Source organism: Rhodothermus bifroesti, assembly GCF_017908595.1.
In the GTDB taxonomy this organism is placed as follows: domain Bacteria; phylum Bacteroidota; class Rhodothermia; order Rhodothermales; family Rhodothermaceae; genus Rhodothermus; species Rhodothermus bifroesti.
Map to the genome: position 1 here is coordinate 45,651 of NZ_JAGKTL010000001.1, position 12,482 is coordinate 58,132.

Annotated in this window: 9 protein-coding genes; 7 read left to right on the forward strand and 2 right to left on the reverse strand. The window is 56.1% G+C overall.

Translation table 11 applies throughout. The features are described from left to right. Positions 1–26 precede the first annotated feature (26 nt). Positions 27–1,418, forward strand: coding sequence for a sensor histidine kinase (locus tag J8E65_RS00140; RefSeq protein WP_237181474.1), 1,392 nt, complete (start codon positions 27–29; stop codon positions 1,416–1,418). Here the strand turns inward: J8E65_RS00140 and J8E65_RS00145 are convergent. After that, positions 1,415–2,701, reverse strand: a complete 1,287-nt coding sequence (locus J8E65_RS00145) for a PQQ-dependent sugar dehydrogenase (protein ID WP_210373331.1) — start codon at positions 2,699–2,701, stop codon at positions 1,415–1,417. The genes J8E65_RS00140 and J8E65_RS00145 overlap by 4 nt on opposite strands. 70 nt (positions 2,702–2,771) lie before the next feature. On the opposite strand from J8E65_RS00145, the gene J8E65_RS00150 reads away from it, so the two are divergent. From J8E65_RS00150 to J8E65_RS00175, 6 genes are all read left to right on the forward strand, one after another. Continuing rightward, the gene (locus tag J8E65_RS00150; protein ID WP_210373332.1) at positions 2,772–3,380 is read left to right on the forward strand and encodes a hypothetical protein; all 609 of its coding nucleotides are present in this window, start codon (positions 2,772–2,774) and stop codon (positions 3,378–3,380) included. Between the two features lie 9 nt (positions 3,381–3,389). Next, positions 3,390–4,409 (forward strand): carboxypeptidase-like regulatory domain-containing protein, encoded by a 1,020-nt coding sequence (locus J8E65_RS00155; protein WP_210373333.1) that lies wholly within the window; start codon positions 3,390–3,392, stop codon positions 4,407–4,409. Continuing rightward, positions 4,406–5,896 (forward strand): sigma-54 interaction domain-containing protein, encoded by a 1,491-nt coding sequence (locus tag J8E65_RS00160; protein WP_210373334.1) that lies wholly within the window; start codon positions 4,406–4,408, stop codon positions 5,894–5,896. The genes J8E65_RS00155 and J8E65_RS00160 overlap by 4 nt, the downstream gene beginning before the upstream one ends. Beyond that, on the forward strand, positions 5,875–7,554 hold the full coding sequence (locus J8E65_RS00165; RefSeq protein ID WP_210373335.1) for a serine/threonine-protein kinase: 1,680 nt from the start codon (positions 5,875–5,877) through the stop codon (positions 7,552–7,554). Before J8E65_RS00160 ends, J8E65_RS00165 begins: the two co-directional genes overlap by 22 nt. A gap of 109 nt (positions 7,555–7,663) precedes the next feature. Beyond that, a complete protein-coding gene (locus J8E65_RS00170; protein WP_210373336.1) occupies positions 7,664–8,956 on the forward strand; it encodes a Kelch repeat-containing protein in 1,293 nt (430 codons plus the stop codon). A 5-nt stretch (positions 8,957–8,961) separates the two neighbouring features. Beyond that, entirely contained in the window at positions 8,962–9,753 is a 792-nt protein-coding gene (locus J8E65_RS00175; RefSeq protein WP_210373337.1) for a tetratricopeptide repeat protein, read from the forward strand. 55 nt (positions 9,754–9,808) lie between these two features. Here the strand turns inward: J8E65_RS00175 and J8E65_RS00180 are convergent, their stop codons facing one another. Beyond that, the gene (locus J8E65_RS00180) at positions 9,809–12,271 is read right to left on the reverse strand and encodes a TonB-dependent receptor (RefSeq protein WP_210373338.1); all 2,463 of its coding nucleotides are present in this window, start codon (positions 12,269–12,271) and stop codon (positions 9,809–9,811) included. Between the last annotated feature and the right edge of the window lie 211 nt (positions 12,272–12,482).

A 12,482-nucleotide genomic window follows, 5' to 3' on the forward strand; every position in this document is an offset into this window, starting at 1 on the left:
TAAGAAAAAGCGGGGGCATCCTCGTTATGGCGCTGGGCCTGGCAGGACTAGCCGCTTGGCTCATGGCCTATGTCTGGATTAATCAGATGGCGCGCTTGCCCTTGCAAAACGAAGCCCAGCTGGTCGCCCACGCAATTGTACAGGGGGGCGAGCTGCAGATCGAGGCGTACTATTGGGATGAGCCCCACCATCGACTGCTTGAGCGGCATATCGATCCATTTTTTTTGCAGGTCTTTGACGCGAAGGGTCGGCTGCTCCGCCAATCGGACAATATTGCCCTTCTGGGTGCACCCTATCCCCAAACGCTGCTGCACCCGCCTGTTGCACAGGAGCCCTTCTGGCAGCCGCTACGGACTTTTCGCATCGGCAGCCACACGCTCTACTACGTAGTTTATCCGCTCTACGACGCTCAGCAGCGCTACCTGGGTGCCCTGCAACTGGCCCGATTGGAGCCCGGTTTTTTAGCCCTCTATCGCCAAACAGCCCTTGGCATTGGCTTGATCTGGGCAGTGCTGTCTGGATTGACCCTGTTGCTCTTAGCCCTAAGCAGCCAGCGCGTGCTGGGCCCCCTACATCAACTCACCCAAGCTACAGCTGCGCTTTCGGCCGATCGGCTCCACGAGCCAATTCGGATTCAAGGCCCCTTAGATCGAGAAACCGCTTTGCTACTTTCAGCCCTCAACGACCTATTGCGCCGTCTGCATGAGGCTTTCGACGAGCTTCGGCGCTTTACAGCCAATGCCTCCCATGAACTCAAAACCCCCCTGACTATTTTACGTGGACAAGCAGAGTTAGCCTTGCGACGCCCCCGCTCTGCAGAGCACTATCGCGAAACCCTTCACAACATACTGCGCCAAACGGAACACCTAACCACCCTTGTAGAGCACCTCCTACTGCTGAGTCGCCTAGACCAACCCGAAACACCATTTTCGTTTACGCCGGTTGACCTATCGGCACTCGTAGCGCAAGAGCTTGAGCCGTTTCGGGCACGCGCTGCCGCTCGGGGAATCGCGCTGACCGCTGCTTTAGATCCGAAAGCCCAAACGATGGGGGTAGCCACACTGCTCAAGGAAGTGGTACGCAACGTGCTGGATAACGCCCTCAAATACACGCCGAAAGGCGCCATAGAGGTCACCGTGATGCGGTCTGGAACGCAAGTAGTCCTAGAAGTGCGCGACACAGGCGTGGGCATTCCTCCTGAAGCGTTGCCACACATTACAGAGCGCTTTTACCGCGTGCCTTCAACAGCGGCGGGCGTTGAGGGACACGGACTAGGCCTAGCGCTGGTAGCCCGCATCGTCACGCTCCACAACGGCGTGCTTGGGTTTGCTTCCCAAGTTGGCCAAGGCACCACCGTTCGGGTAACGTTACCCGCTTTAGCGATTGCTATCCCAGACCCTCAGCCTATCGACACCTAACTTCCCTGATACACTACACGCCAGATGCGGCCGCGTACCGAGTCGCTAATATAGAGCGCACCGTCAGGTCCAACAGCCAACCCCATGGGCCGATGCCGCGCTTCCCCTGTGCTCTGAATAGGCGTAGCCCCAGCAAACCCATCAGCAAACACTTCCCATGCACCAGAGGGCGTACCGTCAGGGTTCATGGGCTGAAAGACTACGTTATAGCCTGCTTGCGGCAGCGGCGCGCGGTTCCAGGAGCCATGAAAGGCGATAAAGGCACCGCTGCGGTAGCGTTCGGGAAACTGCGTACCGTTGTAAAAGATCAGGTCGTTAGGCGCCCAATGGGCAGGATAAGCCACCAGAGGATCCTCAAACTGTGCGCACCGCCCAACCGTTTGGCCGTCGCCGCCATACTCAGGCGCCAATACCTTTTTGTTTTGGATAGGGTCGTAGTAGCAGTAAGGCCAGCCAAAGTCATCCCCTTCATCTACCCGGAAAAATTCCTCAGCAGGCAAGTTGGCATTGTCCTCAGCGTCAAAGTACTCTGGCCAAAGCGTATTGAGCTGATCTCGGCCATGCTGGACGACATAGAGGGCGTTGGCCCATGGATTCCAAGCAATGGCTACCGCGTTGCGAATGCCCGTAGCATAGCGAAGGCCGTCCTGCTGACGTTGGCCCGTCAGGTTAGCGCGAAAGCGCCAGATACCGCCGTACTGCTCAAGCAGTGGACAAGGATCCATGCCTGGAACCCCACGTTGGCGATCACGCGACTGGCAAGCATTCGAGGGAGCGCCAATGTTGACATACACATAGCCGGCCTGGTCAAAAGCAAAGGTTTTGGCCGCATGCTGTCCCCGCTCGGGCAATCCGCCAGCAACCAGTTCCGGCGGTCCTTGAGGCACCAGCTCGCCTTCAACAAGCCGATAGCGCAGCAACGCTGTATCTGGCGCAAAGTAGAGATACCCATTCCAAATGTCGATGCCGGTGCCTGGAACTTCACCAAAGTAAGCGATCACGTCGGCTCGACCATCACCCGTAGTATCGCGCAAGGCAGCAATGCCATGGCCATTTTTCAGCTCCATTAAGGCGACGTAAATGTCCCCATTGTCGCGCACAACAAGGTGCCGTGCCCGTCCTACCTCATCGGCCACAACTTGAGCGCAAAAACCGGCTGGCAGCGTAATACCTCCGTTGTCAGGATCACAGCCCAGAGCCTGATCATCAGCCGGAGCATGCTGCGCATTATGGCATCCCAAGAGGAGTCCTAAACATCCAGCAAGCAAAAAAACGCGGACCATTGCTCACTCCGTAAACTTACACTCCAGATGGCAGGTAAAAAAGTTTGCTTTTTGCCGCTCTAAAAAACGCATGGCTACGGAAATATACAACACAACGCGCTTTTTTCTAGTGCTCACGCTGCTCTTAGGGGGATTAAGCTGCCGTACGCTGCGCGAATGGCAAGCATTGCGCCAGGTAGACTTTTACCTAGATCGCATTGACGAGGTCTATCTTGCGGGCATTAACCTCAGTACCATCCAGCATTACGAGGATCTAGAGGCAAGTCAAATCGCACAGCTCAGCCTGGCCCTAGCACAAGGAACCCTGCCACTACGCTTTCGGCTGTACGTTGTGGCTGTAAACCCGCGCGAAAATCGCGTTACAGCCCGCTTGGAGCGGTTAGAATGGACGTTGCGCCTGGACGAACGCCCCCTCCTGAGCGGGCTTATTGATCGAACCTATCGCCTCCCTCCAGGTGAACCCCAAAGCATTCCGGTAGACATCGAGCTAGACCTGCTCGATTTCTTTGAAAAAAATCTGCGTGACCTGGTCGAGCTAGCCCTGGCGCTAAGCGGTACCGAGGGCGTAACCAAACGGGTTAGCTTAACCGCCAAACCTTTTGTGCAAACCCCATTTGGCCCCTTGTCGTATCCGCAACCGATGCTTATCCTAAGTCGAGACGTGGGGACTACGCCGTAAGACGTATACATGCTGGGCTTTAAGGCGCATATCATATTAGGCGCAGTCGTCCTGCTGTGCTGGAGCGGATGTCTGGCCGATCTGCCTCGCGACAACCCAATGGATCCGCGTTCAGATCAATATGCTCCCCAGGGTCGCGTCGAAGGCATTGTTACGCGCCAATATCCTCCTTACCCTCCTTTGGCAGGGGTTCTCGTCTACCTCTGGCCAGAAACGGACACCATAGCGCAAGGACGAACAGCGCGCAGCAACACCGCTGGTCGCTTTGTTTTCAGTGAGGTTCCCCCTGGGCGCTACCGGCTTTGGGTACAGGCTGCAGGATACCGAGCGCTCCAAGACACGCAATATGTTGAAGTTATTTCCAATCAGACACTTACGTTAAACGTACGCCTGAACGCCCTACCTTATTTTGCCACCTATATGCTCACTACGGTGCACATCAGCCGCTGGTGGCCCCAGTCCGATTTATATCGGTTAGAAGTTGAAGCGCAAGTGATCGATCCCGACGACTTGCGGGATGTAATGCGCGTATGGTTAGAAATTCCCGCGTTGCAATTTTCCGATACATTGCAATCCACGCAACCAGCAGGTCGGTTTTTTACCATCATACCCGCTGAAGCTTTGCCGCTACCTTCGCTGCATGCCTTAATAGGCTATGACCTGTACTTAGGCGCCCTGGATCGTAACGGCGACACGGTCCACACGTCGGCCTTACGCCTTAGCCGCATCATCGATGCCGTACCCACAGCGCTAGAACCACGCGGACTAGCAGTCGTGGATACCACCCAACCTTTGCTGCGCTGGGAGCGTCTCGATATGCCTTTTCCATTTACTTATCGTATTGATGTGGTGCGCCGGGAAGCCGACCTGGACATTCCTGTGGTCACCTTGGAAAACCTCAGCGCTACCCGTGATTCGGTACGTATACCACAACCCCTAGCTTCCGGCGTATATTATTGGACAGTTTCTCTGGTCGATGCATTTGGCAACCGCAGCCGCTCCAAAGAAGCTGGATTCCAAGTTCCATGAGTGCACCCCCTACGATGCGGACTTCGTTTGAAGCGCTGGCAGAAATTGCGCTGGTAATCAACACACTTCGGGACCCCGAGGTGCTGTTGGAAAAAGTGCTGGAAATTGCCATAGAAACGCTGGAAGCGGAACGGGGCTTTATTCTGCTTAAAGCGCCGCAGTATCCTGAAGGGTTTGCCATACGGGCGCAGCGCAACTTCACCGAGCAACAACTGGGTGAGATTGTACGCATCTCGACCAGTGTTGTGCATGAAGTGCTGCGCACCGGCCAACCCGTACTCCTGTACGAAGCGCAACAAGACGAACGCTATCGCAAGGCAGAAAGCATCGTCATCCAACGCATCCAGTCGATTGCCTGCGTGCCGCTGCGCATTAAGGAACGCCTGATCGGGGCCATCTACCTAGACAGCCTTTCGCGCCGCAGCCCTTTTACGCGCGAATGCTTGCCTTTTCTAGAAGCTTTTGCCCACCAGGCGGCTGTGGCCATCGAAAATGCCCAGCTCTACCAGTCGTTGCGGGAGGAAAACCGGCGGCTACGCAGCGAAATCCAGCGCCTTCATGGCTTTGAAGGCATCGTAGGGCAAAGCCCGGCCATGCGCGAAGTCTTCGATACGATGGCCCGCGTGCTCGACACCGACGCTACCGTCCTCATTGAAGGCGAAAGCGGAACCGGAAAAGAACTGATCGCCCGCGCTTTGCACTACAACGGCGAGCGCAAACACCAACCGTTTGTAGCCGTTTTCTGCGGATCCCTACCTGACGAACTGTTAGAAAGTGAGCTTTTTGGCCACAAAAAAGGCGCTTTTACCGGAGCGCTAAGCGACAAAAAAGGCCTGTTTGAAGTCGCTGACGGCGGTACCGTGTTTCTGGATGAGGTGGGCGACCTAAGCCCACGCATGCAGACGGCCCTTTTGCGGGTGCTCCAGGAAGGGGAAATTCGACGCGTGGGCGACACGCAGATCCGAAAAGTCGACGTGCGGGTTATTTCGGCCACCAACAAACCGCTACGTGAACTGGTACGCCAAGGCAAGTTTCGCGAAGACCTCTACTACCGACTGAACACGATCCAGATCACCGTCCCTCCCTTGCGCCAACGGCGCGGCGACATCCCCCTTCTAGCCCATCATTTTCTCGATAAGTACGCGGTCAAAAAGCGCGCGCATATCAAAGGCTTTACGCCTCAAGCCCTTGAGGCGCTTGAGCGTTACCACTGGCCTGGCAACGTGCGTGAACTGGAAAACACGATTGAGCGTGCTGTAGTGCTCGCGCGGGGTGAGTTTATTACGCCCGAAGACCTGCGCCTGCCCGAAACCGACGGCGCCGATCCGTTTGAGCCCGACCTGCCACTGCACGAAGTAGAACGACGCGTGGTGCTGCGTACGCTCAAGCGGCATGAGGGTAATATTTCGGAGACAGCACGCGTGCTGGGCGTTTCACGACGCTGGTTACACTATAAACTGAAAGAATGGCACGTCCAGGACGCATAGCCGACCTGCAACCGTTTGCGGAGCTGGCTAGCGGCCCTACTGCTACGGTCTACAAGGCCTATCAGGCCTCGCTGGATCGCTTTGTACTGCTTAAAGTCTTGCACGCCGACCTGGCCTGCGAACCGGACCTAGCCGAGCACTTTGAAGAAGAAGCCCGCCTAGCAGCGCGCGTGCAACACCCTAACGTCGTGGCCGTCTACGCCTTTGGGCGTACCGAAGACCAGCTCTATTTGGTAACCGAATTTGTCGAAGGATGCTCGCTGCGCGAGCTGCTTCGCCATGGTCCGCTGCCGCTTCCGATTGCCCTGTACATTGCCGCCGAAGTCACCCGCGGCCTAAAAGCAGCACACGAGAAAGGCATCTTACACCGCGATCTAAAGCCTTCTAACATCTTGATTTCCCTGGAAGGCCAGGTTAAGCTAACTGATTTTGGCATGGCAACTAGCCTTGCCAAGGCTACAGGTGACGCGCTGCGTGGCACACCCGCTTATTTGGCTCCTGAGCTTCTTTTAGGCGAAGCCCCTTCCCCACAGGCCGATCTGTTTGCCCTAGGGGCTACGCTGTTTGAAATGCTGACCGGCGTTCAGGCTTTCCCTGGGGAAACGACCGGCGAAATCTTTGATGCGCTGCTGCACCACGATCCTCTACCAAGGCTACGTACGCTGGCCCGTGCTCCCGAAGCCGTAGTGCAGCTTTGCGCCCGGCTTCTGGCTAAGCAACCAACAGCCCGCTACGCCACCGCCGATGAGGTCCTACAAGCCCTTGCGCAGGTGCAGCACCAAGAAGGTTTTTGGGCCACGGCCAAGGAGCTGTCGCTGTATTTGGAGCATCCCGCATCGTTTCAGGCAGCAGCTGCATCCCCCCCAACGCTCCCCCCAGCTCCTACAGCAACACCTTCCAGGCGCTTGCGACGCTCCTTGTGGCTTAGCATCAGCCTTGGACTGCTCGGGCTGTCTATCATCACGTTCTGGAGCTTACGTGTAGGCCCTGTCGACACCATGGTGTCCCCCCCTGCCGACACCACGCTTACCCTGACGCAGGACACTGTCCCTTCCGAAACGCTAAGCACCGCACCCTCCAACACGCCTCTTCAGTCTGCGCTTGAGCCCAACTTTCCCGCTAGCCGTTCACCCCAAGACACCGTTGAGCATAGCCTCCCCACGAGTCCTCCTCCCTCATCGCTTTCTGCCACTACAGCACCTGCAGCACACCCCCCCAAAGCACGCTTGCGCTTGCAGGTTACCCCTTGGGCTTACGTCTTTCTAGAAAATGCTGGACAACTCGACTCTATTGGCGTTACCCCGCTAGATACTCCGCTTGCACTGACACCTGGCACCTACACCCTCTACCTACGCAATCCCGAGTTTCCTCCCCACCGCTTTTCCGTCTCCCTGCACGCTGGTCAAGACACGCTCCTAAACGTGTCGCTATGGGCACAGGTAGGACGGCTGTGGCTGGCGATCCACCCTTGGGCTTATGTTTACCTCAACGACCGTTTTTATGACGTAATGCCTCCTCAAGAACAACCATTGATTGTCTCGCCGGGTACGCATCGTTTGCGACTAGTGCATCCCTCACTGGGCACCATCGATACCCTGGTGCACGTACAAGCGGGCACTGAGCAAACCATCCAAATTGATCTTATGCGCCGTCCCTAAGGGCTGGAACGTTAATTGTCTTGGCATGCGTTATGCGAGCTTACCGACGTAAGTTTGTGCAAGGCCTGCGCACGCGCAGGGCAAGCGGTGCGCATTGGAGAGGTATGCCATGGGCATTTTGATCGGGTTCATCCTGCTGTTTGTTGTGGCCACGAGCCAGGCTCAGCCAGCTTGGCGCGAGCTACCTCCTATGCCAACACCTCGCTATGCTGCTGCTGCGGCAACCCTGCACGGCCGCATCTATGTTATTGGCGGTATCGGACTAGACGGGAAACCGCTCACTACCGTTGAAGCCTATGATCCTGCACTCCAAGCGTGGATCCGTGAAGTGCCCCAACTTGAAGAGCCCGTAGCTTTCGCTGCTGCCGTTACGCTAGAAGACAACCTGTACCTCATTGGTGGCATGGACGAAAATGGCGAAACGACCGATGAGGTATGGATGCTCGACTGGACGCAACGCTGGCAGCGCGTAGCCTCGCTGCAGCAGGAGCGACAAGAGCTGGCTGCCATAGCTTTTGGCAGCCAGATTTATGCTATAGGGGGAAGATCCCTTGCTGAAGGACCCTCCTCCATTGGTCGCCAAGTCCAGCCACGATCACTAGCCAGCATCGAACGCTACGATCCCCAGAAAGACGCTTGGGAAGTGCTGCCCTTCCCTATCCAGCTCGTGCAGCCCGTCCACCTGGCAGCAGCAACCACTTGGGAAGACAAGATTTACATCATCGGCGGTCTGAGCAACAACTTGCCCATAGGCATCATCCAACAATTTCGGCCCCTAACGGGCGAGGTCGTCCTCGACCAAACGTTGCTGCTCCCTTATGAGTGGTGGGCCGGGGCTGCCTTAACCTACCGGAATGCAATTCTTCTGCTTGGCGGATTAAGTGGAAAAGAAACAGGCCTGACTGCCGTTCAGGCCCTGCGCTGGACCGACAACGGCTGGCAGCTTGAATCTTTACCCCCGCTACGCCAGGCCCGCTTTAGCTTTGCAGCTGTGCTGCACAACGATACCATCTTCGTATTTGGCGGACTAGAGCAGCGAGACGGCAAACCGCTCAATAATGCTGAGGCTACTTCAGCAGCCGTACTGACCAACCGCCAAACGGAGACACTCCCCCCTGACTTCTGGCTGCAGCCCCCCTATCCGCATCCGTTCCAAGAGCAGGTTACCTTTACCTTTTCTTTAAGCAGCCAGCAAGCCGACAAGCCAGTAACGCTAACGGTTTACGACCTTTTAGGACGCCCTGTTGCTCACTTACTCCAAGGCGCCGTAGCGCCCGGAAGCCATGTGCTCGTATGGGATGGGCGCACAATGCTGGGATCTTCGCTTCCGGCAGGCGTTTATATCGTACGCCTGGTACAAGGCGCTTTTCACCAAGAGCGACTGCTTATTCGAGCTCCCTAAACGGCATGCAATGCTGGAAGTTTTTCGGATTAGCTAGCCTATGGATGCTAGGGGCCTTTCCCCTTCAAGCCCAACCTACGCAACCCTCCCCCACCCAAGTGCTTCAAGAAATCTGGCAGGCCTATCAGCAGTTGGACTACGGCCGGGTTGAAACCCTCACGCGCCAGGCCCTGCTCCATTACCAACACTATACCCCAACGCAGCTTGTCGAGCTGCATACGGTTCTGGCTCTAGTGCTCATGGCACGCAATGAGCCTGCAGAAGCTCGGCAGCATTTTGAGGCCGCCCTTTCCCTCAACCCTCAGTTGGAGCTCGATCCCGTCTTAGCCTCACCTAAGGTGAGGGATTTTTTTGAACAAATTCGTCAGGAACGCGCCCATCAGTCGGCTACGGAAAACCCACTTTCCTGGCGTTATGTGGTGCAACCCGACCCACGTCCCATGGCGGCCTTACGCTCCCTCCTCTTCCCTGGCTGGGGCCAACGCTACAAAGGACAAACGCAAAAAGGATGGTTTTTAAGCACCATTTGGGGACTCTTGGTGGGCAGTAGCCTGATTGCACACTTGGAATACAAATGGGCCTGGTCAGCGTACCTGGAGGAAACCAATCCCTTCCGCATCGAAGACCACTACCGCACGGCAAACCATTGGTTTAAAACCCGAAACACTTTGCTTTTGGCCACCGGCGCGGTGTGGCTATACGGCTATTTAGATGCCCTCATTCTTCCTGCTACCTCTACCCAAAGACTGCAGCTTATTCCCCAGATCAACGGGATGGAAGTGCGCTGGTCGTTTTAAAAAAACAAGCGCCCTGCTTTAGAGGGCGCTTGTTTTCAGTTCGGTTGGTGTGCCGTTAGAATTCTGCTTTAATCCCCAGGAGGAATTGTCTCGGCAGCCCAGGACGTAAGCCCGCGGGACGCCGGGAAGCAATGTAAACGGTATTGGTCAGGTTACGTACGCTTGCAAACAACTTAACCTGAGGAGCCAACCGGTAGTCAGCAGCCACATCCAACACAAAGACAGGATCGGTACTCTGGCTAGGTAAGAAGGCACCTTGACCAGCTTGCGTGCGCATGCGGCTGACGTACCGTCCGGTGACGTGCACCTCGGTCCGCGTCCCAATAAGGTCTAACGAAGTCGCTAGCTGATGATGTGGCAAATACGGCAGTTCATCCCCTTTGGCCACCCGCCCCCAGGGCTCAAACTGGCTCTGGAAAGCGTGCTCAAACGTAGCCTGACTGAGGGTATAGCTAAAACTTACGGGCATGCTGCGCACCCACGAGCCTAAGGGACCCAAGTCATAATAGGCAGCAAGCTCCAAGCCATAGGCTCGCACAGCCCCACCGTTAAACAAATCTCCTGAACCGGTGCCACCAACAGCAGTCAGGTCAGCCCCCAAAAGGTTTCGATAATCATGGAAAAACACCACCCCGTCCAGCACAAGGCCCCGGCTTCGATAGCGCATACCCAGCTCATAGTTGATGCTTTCTTCCGGACGCGCCCCTGGCGTCGCGCCGGGCGGTGCAAACCCCTTATGCACCCCCGCAAAGATGTGCCAACCCGCACGCAGCGCATAATCCACGCCTATGCCGGGAATCCACACCGCTACCGTATTGCGCTGCTTTTGCAGGGCCACACCGGTACGCTGCGGATCGTTCCGGCCATAATCGCTACGCTTGAGCACGATGTGTTCATAGCGCAGGCCCGGCACTACCGTCCACCGCCCCACCTCGAGCCGATACTGGACATAGCTCGAGACAGCATTTGCTTGCTCAATACGATTGCTTTCTGTGCCTGGCGTGCCGGCTTCGGTGAGTTTCATCACCCCTTGATCCATGCGATAGTAATCGCTCCACTGAAAGCGATCAAGCTGATCCTCATGCACACGCACCCCTACCTCCAAGGCATGGGACAAGGCAGGGCCTTCATAAGACCATCCCACAATGGTCTCTATACCTTGCGCATAGTAGGTGCGGTTGTTGGCTTTGACCTCCAGCGCCTGATCGATTGGGCTGGTCTGCCCAGTTACGATAGCATACTCGGCCGCATAGGCCTGAGGATTGGCGAGCAAATCCGCAATCCTTACCCAGGAAGTGCTGCTTGAAGCCCGCACCCGGTCCAGCTTGTACCAGTTGCGATGAAAATCAGTGCGGTAAAGCGTGGTGACCACGTCTACATTTCGAAGCGGGCGCATGACGTGCCGCAGTATGTAGTGCTTATGCTCGGTCGTCATCACATCCTTCTGCGACCCAGCATAGCGTCGAAACGGCGTGCGGGCAAAGTCATCTTCCGTCAATCCCAAATAGGTTTCATGGGACGTTTCTAAGCGCTGAACAGCCTTGAACGTCAACGCATTGTAAAATTTTGCCTCCGGGCGGGTTTGCAGCCGTAGCTTTACCAGATAATCTTGAATTTCAAAACCTGTTGGACCACCGCCATCGAGTTTTTTAAAGCCATCGGTGCGGGTCTGGTAGGTTTCTACCACAAACCCCCCGTGTGTAAAGGAATCCCCTAGATGCGCATGGAAGGTCCGTTCCTGCCGCTCCCCAACCAACAAATCCAGCTTGCCCGAAAAGCTGGAAGGGATCGGCGTAGAAATTAAATTAAGCGCACCGCCAGTAGTGTAGGGACCGTATTTGATCTGCCCGGAACCTTTACGCACCTCAATGGCATGCATGCGCCCTACCGTGGGAAAATAGTAAGCAGCCGGTGCCGCATATGGCGCTGGTGCTATCAACACACCATCCTCCATCACGGTGATCTTAGAACTCCGCTCCGATCCACTTCCGCGAAGTCCAATATTGGGGCGCAATCCATACCCATCTTCTTCCTGGACATTCACCCCAGGCACGCTTTGCAGCACACGACCAATATCATTAAAGCGAAAGCGCTCCAGCTCGCGCAGCGTCAACAGCTGGACAGCCCCAGGAAGACCCAGCAACGTGCCGCGCCCTTCGCTCAAGGTGGTCCGGCGCACTACCACGGCATCTAGATCAATCGGGCGCTCTTTAAGAACAAAACGCAACGTTTCGGTTGCCCCCGCTGCCAACTGCACCCGTGCGCGTACCGTCTCATATCCTACACTGCGCGCCACTACCACATGCTCACCAGGAGCAATGCCTGCCAGCAAGAAACGTCCCTCAGCATCCGTCACGCTGCCTAGCGCAGTGCCCTCAAGGTAAACATGTGCACCGGACAAAGGCTCACCCGTCTCACGCTGAACAACACCCTGAAGCTTGCCTTGCTGCGCCGAAACGTCAATCGCAAGCCCCCAAAGCATCAGAAAGCCCAAGCCATAGCGTAGTCCCAAACGCATAACCTACGTACCAAATGGGTTGCAGAAAACTTTTTCTCAAATTTAGATCTTGTCTTAATAAATAAAATCAAAAACTCCATGAAAAGCCCCTGTGCAATTCGCTACACGTACTGAGCTTTTCTTGCACAGTTAGGAAGAGCTGCAGCCTCTGCGCACGTCGTCTAGGCGATATGTCGCCTGGCACGCGATTTGCTTTTCTTTGGGTAGGGGG